Raw genomic sequence first — 17,185 nt, 5'->3', positions numbered from 1 at the left:
CGATCGCAGCCGGTGCCCGGCCCGTTGTGTTCGCGCGACGGACCGGGTGAGGATGCCCGAATGCGGAACTCCGTGATCATCGACGCCCCGTCCAACCTCGGCCTGCGGCCGCCCGCCCCCGGCACCGTGCCCGGCTGCTACAAGCTGGCCGGAGCGCTCCGCGAGAACGGCATCCTGAGACGGCTCGGGGCGCGCGAGGGCGGGGTGGTCGTGCCCCCCAGGTACGACCGCGGCGACTGGCAGGAGGGCGACGGGGTCTTCAACGCGGCCGCGCTCGCCACGTACACCGTGCGGCTGGCCGACCGGATCGAACACCACGTGTCGGCGGGGGAGTTCGCCGTGGTCCTGGGAGGAGACTGCTCCATCCAACTGGGCGCGGCGCTCGCCCTCCGTCGGCTCGGTCGCTACGGCCTCGCCTCCGTCGACGCCTCGCCGGACTTCCGCAACCCGGAGAACTCGAACCGGATCGGTGCGGCCGGTGGCGAGGAGCTGGCCCTGGCGACCGGGCGCGGCCAGAGCGACCTCACCGACCTGGAGGGTCTGCGCCCCTACCTCCGGGACGCAGACGTGCGCGCTCTCGGTACCCGTGACGTGTACGCGGACGACCCCGAGATCGCCCAGCTGCGGCAGCTGAAGATCCCCGTCGTGACCGTCTCCGAACTGCGCGCATGGGGTCCGGGCGAGCTCGGCTCCGCGACCGCCGTCAGCCTGGAGACCCCGGCCCTGGACGGCTTCTGGGTGCACCTGGACGCCGACGTGCTCGACCCCGCCGTTATGCCGGCCGTCGACAGTCCCGACCCGGACGGACTGCTGCCGGACGAACTCGTCGCACTGCTCCGGCCGCTCGTCCGGTCCCCGCGTTGCGTCGGTCTCAACGTCACCATCTACGACCCCGATCTGGACCCCGAGGGCACGGCCGGCGCCCTGCTCACCGACCTGGTCGTGACGGCACTCGCCGACGGCTGACTTCCAGGCCCGCGCTTCAGAACGGCGGCTCGTTCGGGCCCGGAGACGCCCACGAGATCTCCAAGCTTCTCTGGGCGGCGGCCCATGGGGCGGCACCCACCCCTGAGCGGCGGGCAGTCGCCGCCCGTGCGTGCGTGCGTTCGGAACGGCGTCGGGGCCTGGGAGACGGGTGACGGAAGTCTTACGGACCGGTGCGGGTCCCGTCGGCGGGCGGTGGGGTTCCGTAGCGTGCCGGGCATGCGAGTACTCGTAACAGGAGGAGCCGGGTTCATCGGCTCGCACGTGGTGGCCGCGCTGGCCGCCGAGGGACACACGCCCGTGGTGCTCGACGCGCTGCTGGCGTCCGCTCATCCGCAGGCCCCCGAGCTGCCGGACGCCGAGTTCGTCCGGGGCGACGTACGGGACCCGGATACGGTCGGGCGGGTGCTGCGCGGTGTGGACGCCGTGTGCCATCAGGCCGCGATGGTCGGCTTGGGCAAGGACTTCGCGGACGCGCCGGAGTACGTCGCCTGCAACGACCTCGGGACGGCGGTGCTGCTGGCCGGCATGGCGGAGGCCGGGGTGCGGAGGTTCGTGCAGGCGGGGTCGATGGTCGTGTACGGCGAGGGCCGGTACGAGTGCCACGACCACGGGGTGGTGCGGCCCGGGCCGCGGGCGGTCGCGGACCTGGAGGCGGGACGGTTCGAGCCGCGCTGCCCGCGCTGCGGGGCCGAGCTCGTCCCCGGCCTGGTCGACGAGGACGCGCCGGTGGATCCGCGGAACGTGTACGCGACGACGAAGCTGGCGCAGGAGCACCTGGCCGCCGCCTGGGCCCGGTCCGTCGGCGGTACGGCCGTTTCGCTGCGCTACCACAACGTGTACGGGCCGGGCATGCCGAGGGACACCCCGTACGCGGGAGTCGCCTCCTTCTTCCGGTCCGCGCTGGCCCGGGGTGAGGCCCCGCGGGTGTTCGAAGACGGCGCGCAGCGGCGTGACTTCGTCCATGTACGGGACGTGGCCCGGGCGAACGCGGCGGCCCTGGCCGGTGCCGGGAACCTGCCGGCCGGCGGCCACACGTCGTACAACGTGGGCAGCGGCGATCCGCACACCGTGGGGGAGATGGCCGGCGCGCTCGCAGCGGAGCACGGTGGGCCGGCTGCGGTGGTGACGGGGGAGTTCCGCCTGGGCGACGTCCGGCACATCACCGCGGACTCGTCCCGGCTGCGACGTGAGCTGGGCTGGCGTCCCGAGGTGGGGTTCGCCGAGGGCATGGCCGAGTTCGCCCGGGCCGGGCAACGGGCCTCGGCCCGGGTCGGCTAGGCACCCGTCCCCGTGACGCCGGGGGTGCGTGGGTCAGCGGTTCGCGGCGGCGAGTGGCAGGGTGACCTCGAAGCGGCAGCCGCCGGGGACGTTGTCCACCCGGGCCCGCCCGGCGTGGGCCTCGACGATGCCGCGCACGATCGCCAGCCCGAGGCCGGCGCCGGCAGGGGGTGTGCGGGCGGGGTTGCCGCGCCAGCCGGTGTCGAAGACCTTGGGCAGGTCTTCCTCGGGGATGCCGCCGCAACCGTCGGTGACGGACAGGACGGCGGTGTCCTGGTGCCGGTCGACGCGTACGGCGACGGTGCCGTCGGCGGGGGTGTGGCGGATGGCGTTGACGAGGAGGTTGGCCAGGACCCGGGTCATCTCCTTGCCGTCCACCTCGACCGGTACGTGGGCGATGTCGTCGCCCCGCAGCCTCACGCCCCGCTCGCGGGCGAGGGGGTCGGCGCCGAGGAGGGCGTCGGCCGCCAGGTCCTGGAGGGAGACGCGGCTGGGGGTCAGTTCGAGGGCCCCGGCGTGGATGCGGGAGAGCTCGAAGAGGTCGCCGACCATGGTGTCCAGGCGTTCGACCTCGGTGCGGATCTGCCGGTGGTAGCGGGCGGGGTCGGCGGCCACCCCGTCCTCCAGGGCCTCGGCCATGGCCCGCATTCCGGCGAGCGGGGTGCGCAGGTCGTGGGAGATCCAGGCGACGAGTTCGCGGCGCGAGGACTCCAGGGCGCGCTCCCGTTCCCGGGAGGCGGCGAGCCTGGCACTGGTGGCGGCCAGTTCGCGGGTGACGGCCGCCAGTTCCGCGGTGGCCGGGGCCGGGGGAGCGGCGAAGCTGCCGTCCTCGCCGAAGTCGCGGGCCGCACGGGCGAGGTCGCGGCCGCGCGCCACGACCCATCGTCCGAGGAGCACCGCGGTGACCAGGGAGACGACCGCGGCCATGGCGACCACGAGGGTGACCACGCTCAGGTCGTGCGGGGAGAGGAACATGGCCCAGGCGACGGCGAGGGTGCCGGAGAGCATGGCGGTGACGGTGACCGCGGCGACGACGGTCAGGGAGACGGCGACCGACCGGTGCCGCAGGAGGCGCAGCGCGACCGCGCCGAGCAGACCGGCGCAGGCCGCGCCACCGAAGGCGAACGCCGCGATCAGCAGGATGTCCTTCACCGGGCGTCGTCCTCTTCGCTCGCGTCGAACCGGTACCCCACGCCCCAGACCGTCTGGATGAGCCGGGGTGCGGCCGGGTCGTCCTCGACCTTGGCGCGCAGGCGGCGTACGTGGACGGTGACGGTCGACAGGTCGCCGAAGTCCCAGCCCCACACGTCCCGCATCAGCTCCTGACGCCCGTGCGCCTGGCCGGGACGGGTCAGGAAGTGCGCGAGGAGGTCGAACTCCCTCAGGGTGAGCGTGAGTTCGCGCCCGTTCTTGACGGCCCGGCGGGTCTGCGGATCGAGCCGGATTCCCGCGCCCGTGAGCAGCCCCCGGCCGGGGTGCCGCGGCGCCGCGGCACGGCTGCGGCGCAGGACGGACTCGACGCGCAGGACCAGCTCGCGGGGACTGAAGGGCTTGGTGACGTAGTCGTCCGCGCCGAGTTCCAGGCCGGCGATCCGATCGTCCTCCTCGCCGCGCGCCGTCAGCATGATCACCGGAACGGGGCGGTCGGCGCGCAGCCGACGGCACACCTCCAGCCCGTCGATGCCGGGCAGCATGAGGTCGAGGACGATCAGGTCCGGGTCGTGCCGCGCGGCGGATTCGAGGGCGGCGGGGCCGTCGGCGGCGTGGTGGACGGTGTGGCCGGCCCGGCGCAGGTAGCCGGTGACGACCTCGGCGACGGTGGGATCGTCGTCGACGACGAGGACCCGTGCGGGGACGAGGACCCGGTCGGGCGGGGCCGGCGGCGCGGGAGGGAAGGGCTGAGGTGTGTTCGTGGCCGTGCTCATGACGCCAAGCCTCGCATCGCCGAGCCTGAGCCGTCTGCGGCGTTCCGGCCCCGGATGGTGGACGTCCGCGTTTCGTAAGGAGTCGATGTCCGCTATGTCCCGGGGGAATTCCTACGGTGGCAGCCGTGACCGAAAACTCCGTGGACGTCGTCCTGCCCTGTCTGAACGAGGCCGAGGCCCTGCCCTGGGTACTCGCCCGCATCCCCGCCGGCTGGCGGGCCCTGGTCGTCGACAACGGGTCCACCGACGGATCCGCCGACATCGCCCGCTCCCTCGGCGCCACCGTCGTACGGGAATCCCGGCGCGGCTTCGGCGCCGCGTGCCACGCCGGACTGCTGGCCTCCGAGGCCGAGTACGTCTGCTTCTGCGACTGCGACGCCTCCCTCGACCCCGGCCTGCTGAGCGGTTTCGTCGGCGCGGTGGCCGCGGGCGAAGCCGACCTCGTGCTCGGCCGCCGCCGCCCCCAGGCCCGCGGCACATGGCCGGCGCACGCCCGGGCGGGCAACTTCGCGCTCTCCCGGATGCTGCGCCGCCGCACCGGCCTGCGCCTGCACGACCTCGGCCCCCTGAGGGCCATGCGCCGGGAGCAGCTCCTGCGCCTGGAGCTGACCGACCGGCGCTCCGGCTACCCGTTGCAGATGGTCGTACGCGCCTGCGACGCGGGCTGGCGGGTGCGCGAGGAGGACGTGCCCTACCTGCCGCGCAGCGGAAAGTCCAAGGTCACCGGCACCTGGCGGGGCACCTGGCACGCGGTCCGCGACATGCGCGCGGTGCTCGCCGAGCCCCCGTACGTGCCCGCCGCACCCGGCCGTGCCGAGCGGGCCGGGGGTGCCCGGTGACCTCCTTGCTCGTCATCGCCAAAGAGCCCGTGCCCGGCCGGGTCAAGACCCGGCTCACGCCGCCGTTCACCCCGCAACAGGCTGCGGTGCTGGCCGAGGCCGCGCTCGCCGACACCCTGGCGGCCGTGGCGGCCACCCCGGCCGAGCGGCACGTACTGGTCCTGGACGGCGCACCGGGGCCGTGGCTGCCACCCGGCTTCGACGTCGTACCGCAGCGCGGCGGGGGCCTCGACGAACGGCTCGCGGCCGCGTTCGCCGGCTGCGCCGGCCCGGCGCTGCTGATCGGCATGGACACCCCGCAGGTCACCCCGGAGCTCCTGGCACCCGCGCTGGCCTTCGACGCGTACGACGCCTGGTTCGGGCCGGCAGCGGACGGAGGCTTCTGGGCCCTGGGCCTGGCGGCGCCGGACCCGGCGCTGCTGCTCGGCGTCCCCATGTCCGTACCCGAGACCGGGCCGGTGCAGTACGAGCGGCTGCGCGGGGCCGGGCTCCGCGTCGGGCTGCTGCCCCGGCTGCGGGACGTGGACACCGCCGCCGACGCGGCGGAGGTGGCCGCCCTGGCACCGGTGGGCCGGTTCGCCGCGCGCCACCGGCAGCTCAGCGGCCGTACAGCGGTGGCACGATGACCGCCCCCGCCACCCGTACCGCCCCCGGCGCCCCCGCCCCCGGCGCCCCCGCCCCCGGCGCCCCCGCCGCCCCCGCCGCCTTCGGGCCCGCCGCGACGCCGGGCCCGGCATGGCGGGCCGACCCGTACGCCCTGGCCCTCCGCACGGGACAGGGCCCCCTCTTCCTGCGGCGCACCGACGGCCGGCGGCTGCCCCTGGACGTCGAACGGTGGTGCGCGGGGACGGACGCGGCCGACGAGAGCGTGCTCTCCCGCTGCCGCGGAACCGTTCTCGACATCGGCTGCGGCCCCGGCCGGCTCGTCGCGGCGCTGGCCGAACGGGGCCACCGCGCCCTCGGCATCGACGTGACCCCGGCCGCCGTGACACGGACCGTGCGCCGCGGCGGAACGGCCCTGTGCCGCTCCGTCTTCGACCCCCTGCCCGGCGAACGCCGCTGGGACACCGCCCTGCTGATCGACGGCAACATCGGCATCGGCGGAGATCCCGCCGTCCTCCTGCGGCGCACCGCGGACCTGCTCGCCCCCGGCGGGCGCCTGCTCGCAGAGGCCGCGCCCGTCGACGTGGACGAGCGGTGCGAGGTGCGCCTCGACGACGGCCGCGGCACCCTCGGCACCCCCTTCCCCTGGGCCCGGGTCGGCCGCCGGGCCCTGCTGCGCCACGCGGAGGCCGCCGGCTGGCGCACCGTCGCCAACTGGACGCTGGCCGGCCGCCACTTCGCCGAACTCGTCCCGAGGGCACCGCGCCGCCGCGCCGCCGAGGCCGGCGCCCCCCACCGGGCCGCGTCGTGATCCGACCGTCCGGCGCCGCCTCCCGGGCCACCGCCTCTCCGGACACCGCCTCCCGGAGTACCGCCCTTCGAGCCACCGCCACCACAGCGGTCCTGGTGGCGGCTTTGGTCGCGGTGCTCGCCCTGACCATCCGCCGATACGGCTACTTCGCGGACCCGGCCGGCCTGTCGTGGCTGTACGCCGCCTGCTGGGCCCTGTTCGCGGCCGCCGCGTGGTCCCTGCGCCGGGTACCCGCACGGCACGTCGGCGCCCTCGTCCTCGCCGGTGGTGTCGCCGTCGCCCTGACGGGCCTGATCGCCCCACCCCGCACCAGCACCGACTCGTACCGCTACGCCTGGGACGGCCGCGTCCAGGCGGCCGGCATCTCCCCCTACGACCACGCCCCGGCCGACACCGCCCTCCAGCGGTACCGCGACGACTGGCTGTTCCCCACCGGGAAGGCGTGCGGCGAGCCGGACCTCGCCCCGGTCTCCGAAGGCGTCTGCACCCGCATCAACCGCCCCCGCGTCCACACGATCTACCCACCGGCCGGCGAACTGTACTTCCTCCTCGTCCACGCCCTCTCACCCGAAGGAGTCCGTCACAAGGCCCTCCAGGCGGGCGGCGCCGTCCTCGCCGTCACCACCACCCTGGCGCTCCTGCGCATCCTGCGCCGCCGCGGCGACCCCCGCACCGCCGCCTACTGGGCCTGGTGCCCGGCGGTCGCCGTCGAAGCCGTCAACAACGCCCACGCCGACGTCCTCGCCGTGCTGCTGTCCGTCATCGCCCTGGGCCTGACGGTCCGCCACCGGGCCCGGGGCGGCGCGGTCCTCGGCCTGGCCATCGCCGCCAAACTCCTGCCCGCCGTGCTGCTCCCGGGCGCCCTGTCCGGCGTACGCCGCGCCCGTGACGCCGCCGCCACCCTGCTCCCGGCGGTCGCGGTCCTCACCCTCCTGTACCTGCCGTACGTCCTGCTCTCCCACTCGTCCGTCCTGGGATACCTCGGGGGCTACGCCGACGAAGAGGGCTACCAGGACGCCTCCGCCGGCGACCGCTACGCCCTCCTGCGCCTGCTGATCCCCGACTCGTGGGCCGCACCGGCCGTCGCCGCCGGCATGCTCGCCGTCAGCCTGTACGTGATCCTGCGGGGCGACCCCGAGCGCCCCTGGAGCGGTGCCCTCCTGGTCACCGGCACCGCGTTCCTCCTGACCACTCCCGGCTACTCCTGGTACGCCCTCCTGCTGATCGCCCTGGTGGCCCTCGACGGCCGCTGGGAATGGCTCGGCGTCGCGGTCGCGGGCGCGGCCGCCTACCTGACGGGCCGTGTCGTCCCACACGCGGGCACGGCCGTGTACGCCCTCGCCGCCTCGGCCGTCCTCTGCGGCCGGGCGGCGCGCAGACGACCCCACGACCCCCGCCGCCCCCGAGCCCGTACGGCCGGACCGGGCATCGGACCCACGGCGAAGGAGACACCACGGTGAACCCACCCATGCGCAAAGGCCCGCCGCCCGGCCCCTCCCGCCCCGAGTTCTGGCGCAGCCCGCTGCGCGGCCCGTGGCTGACGGCGGTGTTCGGGATCGTCCTGCTCTTCGGCATCACGATCCTGTTCGTCACGGGACTGCTCTCGTACGCCGCGTACGAACCGGACCTCGCGGCGGTCAACGACCAGACCCCGGACAAGGGATGGCTCGGCTTCTACCTCTTCTCCTGGCCGACCTCCCCGTACTGGCTCTACCGGGTCACCCAGGGCGTGCACGTCACGCTCGGCATCGTGCTGGTGCCCGTGCTCCTGGCCAAGCTGTGGTCGGTCATCCCGAAGCTCTTCGCCTGGCCCCCGGTACGGTCGGCCGCCCAGGCCGCCGAACGTCTCTCGTTGCTCCTGCTGGTGGGAGGAGCCGGGTTCGAGTTCGTGACCGGCATCCTCAACGTGCAGCTCCACTACGTCTTCCCGGGCTCCTTCTACACGCTCCACTTCTACGGTGCCTGGGTGTTCATCGGCGCCTTCACGGTCCACGTGGTCTTCCGGCTGAGGCGGGCCGTACGGTCCCTGCGCGCCGGGCCACGGCAGCAGCCGGCCCCGGACAGCGAGGAGGCGGCCGGTCTCGTCTCGCCGCGCCCGGCCGCCGCGACCATCTCCCGGCGGGGCGCGCTGGGCATGGTCGGGCTGGGCTCCTTCGCGCTGTTCGCCGTGACCGTGGGGCAGAGCGTGGGCGGCTGGTTCCGCCGGACGGCGCTCCTGGCCCCGCACGGACAGGAACCGGGCTCCGGACCCGGCGGATTCCAGATCAACAAGACGGCCGCCTCCGTCGGCATCCGCCCCAGCGACACCGGTCCGGCCTGGCGGCTGACCGTGCGCGGCGCGGGACGCCAGATCGACCTCACCTACGACCGGCTCCTGGCCCTGCCGCAGAACGAAGCGCTGCTCCCCATCGCCTGCGTGGAGGGCTGGTCGACCGCCGACCAGCGCTGGAGCGGCGTACGCCTGACCGACCTGGCCGCGCTCGTCGGCCTGGGCACGCACACCCCGCAGGTGCTGGTCGAGTCCGTCCAGCGCGGCGGTTCGTTCAGCTCCGTCGTCCTGAGCGAGGGCCAGGTCCGGGACGCGCGCTCGCTGTTGGCCGTCCGGGTCAACGGGGCCGTGCTCTCCCTCGACCACGGCTACCCGGCCCGGGTGATCGTCCCCGGCGCCCCCGGCGTCCACAACACCAAATGGGTCACCCGCCTCACCTTCGGGGAGCCTTCGTGAAGCCGCCTACCGTCGAGTCCGCATCGACCGCCACGACCGCCTTCCGGCACCGCTACGGAGCCTCCCCGCTCCATCTGATCCTCGTCCTCGCCTCCTTCGCCCTCGCCTGCTACGCGGGGCTGCGCCTGCTCCGGGGGGACGCCGTCGGCGTGGCCGTGTGGTTCGTCGGGGCGGCGCTCCTGCACGACCTCGTCCTCCTGCCGTTGTACGAGGTCACGGACCTGGCCGTGCAAAGGCTCCTCGGGCACGGTGCACGGGAGGGCGAAGGCGGGCCACGGATCGGCGTCAACCACGTCCGGGTGCCCGCCTTCGTCTCGGGCGTCCTGCTGCTCGTGTACTGGCCGCTGGTACTCGGCCGGGTCGGCCACTTCACGATCACCACCGGCCTGCCGGCCGACGTGTTCCTGGGGCGGTGGCTGCTGATCACCGCCTGCCTGTTCGCCGCCTCGGCGGTCGTCCTGGCCGTTCGGCTGTGGAACAGGGGCAGAGACGCGCGGCGGGCCCGGGCCCGGGCCCGGGCCCGCGCCCGCCAAGCGGCGCGCCCGGCCCGTGAGCCGGGCGAGCGCTGACCGCGCATTCGCTTCCCGGCTGCCAGACAAGGCCATCCCCGCCTCTGTCTTATCGGCCGCCACTCGGGTAAGTGCATTCACGGTCGGGACCTCACCGGGCCGGCTTGCTGTTTTCGGTCGATTCCGTGAAGCCGAACGCAATTCGCGGCGCCGGGGGTTCTTGCGCTCCGGCGCAGCTCGACCCGCTGATCGAGAATTTTGGCCGTGGCGCCCATCGCGCGGCGCGGCTGGTTGGCGGTGTGGCGGAATCGAAGTCTTTACACCGGCCTGGTCGCCCGGAAAGCTTTAGGCGGGATCGCGGCGCCGGTAGTGTCCCCGGCGACGCGGTCCCGGCCGCGGGATTCGACCAGTCCCGGACAGGTGGGGCGACGGCGTGCGCGGTGTTCCGGCTCCCCTCGAATTTCGACTGACATTCATCGAACGAGGGGAACGTGAATCCGCGAGGGAGTGGGAGGGGGGAGGTTCGGGTGGCGGGTGCAGAGAATAAGCGATTTCCGCATTGACTGCGTGCGGGCGTCGAACTGTGTCTGCCGTTTCGGGAACAGACAAATTCTCGTGACCTCGGTTGCCGCTATTCCTCCCGAGGGGTGTTTCGCGCGTTCCGTCGAACCGACGTACGGTCCAATGTCCGACCGGCTGCGCCCTTGTGTGCTCCTTCATCGCGCCGGTTGACGCCGCCGAGCGGCACAGCGATACCAATGCGCTCGCCGCACCCCCTGCTTTTCGGCACGTGGGGGTTGTACGTTCCCAAGGCATATTCCAGCCGGCGCTCGTTGAGGTGGAGAGGGACAGGCATGACGAGCAATGCGAGCGAAGTCGACCTTCAGGGCCTGCTGAGCCGAGCCCTGGACGCAACGGGCCAGAGTGCACGGTGGACCACCGACGCCGATGCGATGTGGTGCCGCCTCACGCCCTCGTCCGCCGGCCGGCGCCAACAGGGCTGGAAACTGCACATATCGGCGACCGCTGCCTCCGCGCCCGCCGTCCTGGCAAAGGCCCTGGACGTCCTGCTGCTCCAGGAGTCGGCATTCAAGTTCGCCCGATCGCTGGAGCAGGTCAGCGCGCTCAATTCCCGTTCCACACCGAGGGGCAGCTCCGGCAAGTTCATCACCGTCTACCCGCGCTCGGACGCCGACGCGGCCCGGCTCGCGCGGGAACTGCACGAAGCCACGGCGGGACTCGTCGGCCCCCGGATCCTGTCCGACCAGCCCTACGCCGTGAACAGCCTCGTGCACTACCGCTACGGCGCGTTCGTCGGCCGACGGCGCCTGTCCGACCAGGGACTGCTGGTCTGGTACATCGAAGATCCCGACGGCAACCCCGTCGAGGACGTCCGCACCGGGCAGTACGCGCCGCCGCCGTGGGCCGTCAGCCCTTTCCCCGCCTCGGTCCCGGCCCCGCCGCCCGCCCCGAGGCAGACGACGGCCCCGGTGCTGCTCGGCGGCCGCTTCTCGGTACGGGAGGCGATCCGCCACACCAACAAGGGCGGCGTCTACCGCGGGGTCGACGCCGCCACGGGCGCCCCCGTGGTGATCAAGGAGGCCCGTCCGCACGTCGAAGCCGACGCGTCCGGGGCCGACGTCCGCGACTGGCTGCGCGCCGAGGCCCGGACGCTGGAGTTCCTCGACGGCACGGATCTCGCCCCGCGGTCCCTCGCGATGTTCGAGCACGCCGGACACCTGTTCCTCGCCCAGGAGGAGATCCCGGGCATCCCGCTGCGCAACTGGGTCGCCGAGCGTTTCCGGGACGCGGGCAGCGAGCGCTACCGCGCCGACGCCCTGGACCAGGCCGCGCGCCTGGTGGACCTCCTCACCGCGGCCCATGCCCACGGCTGCGTTCTGAGGGACTTCACCCCCGCCAACATCATGGTCCGGCCCGACGGAAACCTGCGCCTCATCGACCTCGAACTCGCCGTCCTCACGGGCGACGACCCACTGCCGACCACCGTGGGCACCCCCGGCTTCAGCGCCCCCGAACGACTGCTGGGCGCGCCCGTCTCGCCGACGGCCGACTATTACAGCCTCGGAGCCACCCTCTGCTTCGTACTCACCGGCAAGGTCCCCCAGCTGCTGCCCGAGGAACCGCCCACCAGGGCCGCCCACCAGCGGCTCGCCACGTGGCTGGCCGCCGCCGACGACGTCCTGCGCCTGCCCGGAGAGGCGGCCGAAGCGATCCTCGGGCTGATGGAGGACGATCCCGCCGAGCGCTGGGACCCGGCCCGCGCCGGCGAAAACCTGCGCCGCGCACGTGAGGTGCGACCCCGTGCGGAGAGGACCACCGCGATACGGTCCACCCCGTCGAGGACCGGTGCGACGAGCCCCGGTGCGACCGAGGCCGTGGTGGCGGGCATCGTGCACCACCTCGTCGATTCGATGACCCCGAAGGACGACCGGCGACTGTGGCCGGTCTCCACCATGGCGGGGGAGAGCGATCCCTGTACCGTGCAGCAGGGCGCGGCCGGCGTCCTCGCAGTCCTGACGAGGTACTTCGAGCTCACCGCCGACCCGCGTCTGCCGGAACTCCTCGCAACCGCGGGTCACTGGGTGGCCGCCCGCACCGACACCGGCGCCGTGCGTCCCGGCCTGCACTTCGGCGGCCTCGGTACCGCCTGGGCCCTGTACGAGACCGGCCGGGCCCTCGGGGACATCGCCCTGGTCGACCACTCGCTCGCCCTGGCCCTGGCGCCCCTGGAATCGAGCCCCCACCGCGACATCACCCACGGCCTCGCCGGAAGCGGACTGGCCGCCGCCCACCTGTGGCGCCGCACCGGCGACCCGCGCCTGGCCGCCCGCGTCACCGAAGCGGCCGAACGGCTGGCCGCCGCGGCGACCCCCGAACCGTACGGTGTGAGCTGGCCCGCACCGGCCGAAGCGGTGGCGCAGGAAGCCGGCAAGCGCTACCTCGGCTTCGCCCACGGCACGGCCGGCATCGGCTGCTTCCTGCTCGCCGCCGCCACGGTCACGGACCGCAAGGAGTACCGTGACCTGGCCGTGGCAGCCGGTGAAGCGCTGGCGGCGAACGCCGTGACGGTCGGTGGGGCGACCCACTGGCCGGCTCAGGCAGGCGACGTGCCCACGGCCCCGTACTGGTGCCACGGCTCGGCGGGCATCGGAACCTTCCTCCTCCGGCTCTGGCAGGCCACGGGCGACGGCCGGTACGGCGACCTCGCCCAGGGCGCCGCGCGAGCCGTCATGGAACGGGCCTCCCGCGCGCCCCTGACCCAATGCCACGGACTGGCGGGCAACGGGGACTTCCTCCTCGACCTGGCCTCCGCGACCGGAGACCCCGCCCACCGAGCCGGGGCCGACGCCATGGCCCGCCTCATCGCCGCCGAAGGCGCCCACCGCGACTCCCACGTCGTCTTCCCCAACGAGTACGGGGACGTCTCGACGGGCTGGAGCGACGGGTCCGCAGGAATCCTGGCCTTCCTCCTGCGGACCCACCACACGGACTCCCGGCTCTGGATGATCCAGCAGCCGGGCTGAGCGGCAGGGAACCTGCCGCCCTCTCAAGGAGAAGGAGAAAGTCATGGAGAACCGCGACCTCGAACTGCTGGCTCACCTGCACGCCCTTCCGGAGACCGACCCCGTGGGCGCCGACGGAGCGGCGTTCGCCGCGACGTGCGAGTGCGTCGGCCTGCTCACGCTCCTCAACACCGTCTGTGTCGGCATCAGCTGTGCCTGACCAGGCCCCTTCGCCCCTTTCCGCGCCCGGCTTGACCCAGCGGCCCCGCCCACGGCCCAACCGCTGATCGGGTGCTGAGCGCCGGTTCCCCGGGCGACCGGGGAACCGGACGAAAGGGGCATCTTGCCCTCCGGTCGGCGGCTGCCCACGCGGCGCCGCCGGCCGGAGTACTCCGTCCCGGCCAGAGCTGCACGAACCGGCACCGCCCGGAGGCCGTCACACGCCCCCGCCACGGGACAACCCCGAGCAGACGAGGACCCCCTTTGGCCATGCAGCCGCACGCCGGTGACCACGCCCCCGCAACCGCGACCCTCCTGACCACGCCCCCCGCGGACCCGACCGCCGCACAGGCGCCGTACGCCATCAGCACCCGCGGCCTGGCCAAGAGCTACCCCGGCCCGGACGGCACCCTGACCCCCGCCGTGCGCGGCCTGGACCTCGACGTGAACCAAGGAGAGACCTTCGCCTTCCTCGGCCCCAACGGCGCGGGGAAGTCCACCACCATCTCCCTGCTGTGCGCCCTGGCACGCCCCACCGCGGGAGCGGCCACCGTGGCCGGCGTCGACGTGGTCGGCCGACCCAACCTGGTCCGGCGACGGGTCGGCATGCTCTTCCAGCACAGCGCGCTCGACATGGACCTGACGGTCCAGCAGAACCTGTACATCCACGCCCGGCTCTACGGCATGAGCCGCGGCCAATCCCGCCGGCGCACCGCCGAAACCCTCGAGGCAGTCGACCTCACCGATCGGAGGCGGGCTCCGGTCCGTACCCTCTCCGGCGGGATGCGGCGGCGCCTCGAACTCGCCCGAGGCCTGCTCCACGAGCCGAAGGTCCTGTTCCTGGACGAGCCGACCACCGGCCTCGACCCCCACGCGCGCGCCCAGGTCTGGCACCACCTGCGCCAGTTGCGCGACCGGAGGGGTACCACGCTCTTCGTCACCACCCATTACCTGGACGAGGCCGAGAACTGCGACCGCCTCGCCATCATCGACGGCGGCCGCCTGGTCGCCCAGGGCACCCCCGGCGCCCTCAAGGCCGCGATCGGAGACGACCGGGTGGTCCTGCGGACCAACGACGACCCCGCCGCCGACCGTGTCGTTCGCCGCACCGCACCGCCGGGCACCCGTACGACCCTCGACTCCGAGGGGATCAGCCTTCACGTGCCCGACGGCAGCTCCTGGATCCCACGCCTGTGCGCCGCCCTCGCGGCCGACGACATCGCCGTTCGGGCCGCCTCCGCGACCCCACCCACCCTCGACGACGTCTTCTTCCACCACACCGGCCGGAGCATCCACACCGCACGCCCCACCTCGGCCCCCGCCGGCACGGAACCCGCCCTCGCCGCCGTCACCGAACCGGGCGCCACCGCGACTGCGAGGGAGGGCCGGTGACCACCCACGCCACCACGACACCGGGAACCCCCGGACTCCCCGGCGCACCCGAGCCGGCCCCGCGGGCCCGCCTGCGCGAGGAACTGCGCGCGGTCTTCGCCCTCGTCCACCGCGACCTGCTGCGTCTGTCCTCGCACCCCACCCACACCGCCCTGATGCTGATCCAGCCGGTGCTCTACCTCTTCATCCTCGGAGGCGGCCTGGCCGCCCTGATCCCGAACTCCGCACTCGGCGTCGGCTATCAGACGTACCTCTTCCCCGGCATGCTGATGATGACCGTCCAGACCCCCGCCATCATGGTCGGCATCCGCCTGATCACCGACCGGCAGACCGGCTACCTGCGGGAACTCCTGATGGCTCCGGCCGGCCGCGCCACCCTTCTGCTGGGCAGCTGCGTCGGTGGCACCGCGGTCGCGGCCGTCCAGGGCACCGTCATCCTCGCGCTGGCCGGGGCCGTCGGCCTGCCCTACGACCCCCTCCTCCTGGCCATGCTCCTCGGCGGCATGATCCTGGCCTCTTTCACCATCACCGCGCTGGCGCTGGCCCTGGCCGTCAGCCTGAGCCGCGCCGAACTCTTCCACATGCTCCTCGGTCTGGTGATGATGCCGCTGCTCTTCCTCTCGGGCGGTTTCTTCCCCCTCGACGCCCTTCCCGGCTGGGCCCGCGCCCTCGCTGCCGTGAACCCCCTCGCCTACGGCGTGGACGTGCTGCGCCGTTCCATCACCGTGCGGGTGCCGGACCAGGCGACCGCGGCAGGCATCGAATGGTTCGGCCGGCAACCCCCGCTCCTCCTGGAAGCCGCCGCCCTCCTCACCGCCGGCGCCCTGGCCCTCCTCTGGGCCACCCATCGCTTCCGCCGTCCGCAATAGCACGAGACCGGTCGCAAGCGAGCCCTCCCTGCCGGTCCTCGACCGAACTCGGACGGTTGGTGCGGGTGGTGCCCGAAGTCGGAGGAGACTGGTGGTGTGGCGGGCCGATCTCGGCCGTCTGCCCGTGTGGATCGAGAGGCGGGGGACGAGAGCCCCCGCGGAGGGTGAGCGTTGTGTCGCGTCGTTTTGACTGTTCGAACGAGTCGGAATGGGCCGAGGGACTGCCGGAGGCCGCGGCGGCGGTACGCCGCGGCGAGCTGGTCGTGCTGCCGACCGACACCGTGTACGGGATCGGTGCGGACGCCTTCGCGCCACTGGCCGTGGCCGGTCTCCTGGACGCGAAGGGCCGGGGCCGGGCCATGCCCTCGCCCGTGCTGGTCGGTTCCCCGCCGGCCCTGGACGACCTGGTCGACGAGCTGCCGGAAGGCGCGCGGGAGCTGGTGAGCGCCTTCTGGCCGGGCGGACTGACCCTGGTCGTCCGGCACAGGTCGGACCTGGGATGGGACCTGGGCGAGACGAACGGCACGGTCGCGGTGCGGATGCCCGACCATCCGGTGGCCCTCGCCCTGCTCGACGAGACCGGGCCACTGGCCGTCTCCAGCGCCAACCTGACGGGCAAGCCCTCGCCGCAGGACTGTGATGCCGCCCAGGACATGCTCGGCGAGTCGGTGGCGGTCTACCTGGACGCCGGACCGACGGCGGCGGACGTGCCCTCGTCCATCGTGGACCTCACCGGGCCGGCCCCCCGCCTGCTGCGGGCCGGCGCGATCAGCGCCGAACGACTGCGGGCCGTCGTACCCGACCTCGACGAGGGCTGAGGCGACCGGGCAGGCCGGTCTCGGCCGGCCTGCCCGGGGCAGTCACTTGGCGGTGGCGGTCGGGACGTCCAGGCCACGGGCGGTGACCAGCTGGGCGGTGCCGTCCGCGAGGCGGTAGGCCAGGCCCACGACGGCGGCCTCACCCGCCGCGACCCGATCGGCGAGCAGCCGGGAGCGGTCCAGCAGCAGATCGACGGTGTGCCGTATGTGCTCGGCGATGAAGTCGCCGTCCTCGGTGTGGCCGGCCGCCCGGGCCGCCAGCACGCTCGGCGTGACACGCTCGATCACGTCCCGCACGAAGCCACCCGCGGTGGCCCCGTCCTCCACGGCGGCGCGCGTCGCCGCGACCGCGCCGCAGGCGTCGTGGCCCAGGACGACGACGAGCGGGCAGCCCAGGACGCTGACGCCGTACTCGATGCTGCCGAGCACCTCGGTACCCACGACGTGGCCCGCCGTCCGCACCACGAACAGGTCACCCAGCCCACGGTCGAAGATGATCTCGGCGGCGAGGCGGGAGTCGGAGCAGCCGAACAGGACGGCGAACGGTGTCTGCGCCGGGGCGATCTCCGTGCGGCGGGCGGCGTCCTGGTTCGGGTGCTCAGGCGCACCGGCAACGAAGCGCTCGTTGCCGGCCAGGAGCGTGGTGAGGGTCTCCTGGACATTCATTCGGTCGTCGGTCATGGCCG

Annotated in this window: 16 protein-coding genes; 13 read left to right on the top strand and 3 right to left on the bottom strand. The window is 73.8% G+C overall.

Translation table 11 applies throughout. The features are described from left to right. The first annotated feature begins 60 nt into the window (after positions 1-60). Entirely contained in the window at positions 61-966 is a 906-nt protein-coding gene (locus ACFYZL_RS06700) for an arginase family protein (protein ID WP_388676676.1), read from the top strand. A gap of 237 nt (positions 967-1,203) precedes the next feature. Continuing rightward, positions 1,204-2,265, top strand: coding sequence for an NAD-dependent epimerase/dehydratase family protein (locus ACFYZL_RS06695; RefSeq protein ID WP_388676673.1), 1,062 nt, complete (start codon positions 1,204-1,206; stop codon positions 2,263-2,265). 33 nt (positions 2,266-2,298) lie between these two features. Here the strand turns inward: ACFYZL_RS06695 and ACFYZL_RS06690 are convergent, their stop codons facing one another. After that, on the bottom strand, positions 2,299-3,417 hold the full coding sequence (locus ACFYZL_RS06690; protein WP_384746969.1) for a sensor histidine kinase: 1,119 nt from the start codon (positions 3,415-3,417) through the stop codon (positions 2,299-2,301). Continuing rightward, positions 3,414-4,190 carry a response regulator transcription factor gene (locus tag ACFYZL_RS06685; RefSeq protein ID WP_388676669.1) on the bottom strand — a complete coding sequence of 259 codons (777 nt, stop codon included), beginning with the start codon at positions 4,188-4,190 and terminating at the stop codon, positions 3,414-3,416. The genes ACFYZL_RS06690 and ACFYZL_RS06685 overlap by 4 nt, the downstream gene beginning before the upstream one ends. 116 nt (positions 4,191-4,306) lie before the next feature. Here ACFYZL_RS06685 and ACFYZL_RS06680 point away from each other — a divergent pair, with 116 nt between their 5' ends. The 11 genes from ACFYZL_RS06680 (at position 4,307) to ACFYZL_RS06630 (ending at position 16,499) form a co-directional block, all read left to right on the top strand. After that, positions 4,307-5,029 (top strand): glycosyltransferase family 2 protein, encoded by a 723-nt coding sequence (locus ACFYZL_RS06680; protein WP_384746972.1) that lies wholly within the window; start codon positions 4,307-4,309, stop codon positions 5,027-5,029. After that, positions 5,026-5,655 carry a DUF2064 domain-containing protein gene (locus ACFYZL_RS06675; RefSeq protein ID WP_384746973.1) on the top strand — a complete coding sequence of 210 codons (630 nt, stop codon included), beginning with the start codon at positions 5,026-5,028 and terminating at the stop codon, positions 5,653-5,655. The genes ACFYZL_RS06680 and ACFYZL_RS06675 overlap by 4 nt, the downstream gene beginning before the upstream one ends. Further along, complete coding sequence (locus tag ACFYZL_RS06670) at positions 5,652-6,443, top strand: class I SAM-dependent methyltransferase (RefSeq protein WP_388676665.1); 792 nt, start codon at positions 5,652-5,654, stop codon at positions 6,441-6,443. Before ACFYZL_RS06675 ends, ACFYZL_RS06670 begins: the two co-directional genes overlap by 4 nt. A gap of 95 nt (positions 6,444-6,538) precedes the next feature. Then, positions 6,539-7,903 (top strand): glycosyltransferase 87 family protein, encoded by a 1,365-nt coding sequence (locus ACFYZL_RS06665; protein WP_384745811.1) that lies wholly within the window; start codon positions 6,539-6,541, stop codon positions 7,901-7,903. An 8-nt stretch (positions 7,904-7,911) separates the two neighbouring features. Next, the gene (locus ACFYZL_RS06660; protein WP_384745813.1) at positions 7,912-9,168 is read left to right on the top strand and encodes a molybdopterin-dependent oxidoreductase; all 1,257 of its coding nucleotides are present in this window, start codon (positions 7,912-7,914) and stop codon (positions 9,166-9,168) included. Continuing rightward, positions 9,165-9,737 carry a hypothetical protein gene (locus ACFYZL_RS06655; RefSeq protein ID WP_388676662.1) on the top strand — a complete coding sequence of 191 codons (573 nt, stop codon included), beginning with the start codon at positions 9,165-9,167 and terminating at the stop codon, positions 9,735-9,737. Before ACFYZL_RS06660 ends, ACFYZL_RS06655 begins: the two co-directional genes overlap by 4 nt. 794 nt (positions 9,738-10,531) lie before the next feature. Then, positions 10,532-13,222, top strand: coding sequence for a class IV lanthionine synthetase LanL (gene lanL / locus ACFYZL_RS06650; protein WP_388676659.1), 2,691 nt, complete (start codon positions 10,532-10,534; stop codon positions 13,220-13,222). A 43-nt stretch (positions 13,223-13,265) separates the two neighbouring features. Then, entirely contained in the window at positions 13,266-13,421 is a 156-nt protein-coding gene (locus ACFYZL_RS06645) for a VenA family class IV lanthipeptide (RefSeq protein ID WP_384745735.1), read from the top strand. Positions 13,422-13,690: 269 nt separating this feature from the next. Beyond that, complete coding sequence (locus tag ACFYZL_RS06640; protein WP_384745737.1) at positions 13,691-14,812, top strand: ATP-binding cassette domain-containing protein; 1,122 nt, start codon at positions 13,691-13,693, stop codon at positions 14,810-14,812. Further along, the gene (locus ACFYZL_RS06635) at positions 14,809-15,681 is read left to right on the top strand and encodes an ABC transporter permease (protein WP_388676655.1); all 873 of its coding nucleotides are present in this window, start codon (positions 14,809-14,811) and stop codon (positions 15,679-15,681) included. The genes ACFYZL_RS06640 and ACFYZL_RS06635 overlap by 4 nt, the downstream gene beginning before the upstream one ends. Before the next feature lie 173 nt (positions 15,682-15,854). Then, positions 15,855-16,499 (top strand): L-threonylcarbamoyladenylate synthase, encoded by a 645-nt coding sequence (locus ACFYZL_RS06630; protein ID WP_384745740.1) that lies wholly within the window; start codon positions 15,855-15,857, stop codon positions 16,497-16,499. 42 nt (positions 16,500-16,541) lie between these two features. Here ACFYZL_RS06630 and ACFYZL_RS06625 read toward each other — a convergent pair whose 3' ends face one another. Next, positions 16,542-17,180, bottom strand: a complete 639-nt coding sequence (locus ACFYZL_RS06625) for a carbonic anhydrase (RefSeq protein ID WP_384745741.1) — start codon at positions 17,178-17,180, stop codon at positions 16,542-16,544. Positions 17,181-17,185: the final 5 nt, after the last annotated feature.

Origin of the sequence: Streptomyces sp. NPDC001717 (genome assembly GCF_042892775.1) — a bacterium.
Classification (GTDB): Bacteria; Actinomycetota; Actinomycetes; order Streptomycetales; family Streptomycetaceae; genus Streptomyces.
This window is presented reverse-complemented; position numbering and strand designations above follow the sequence as displayed.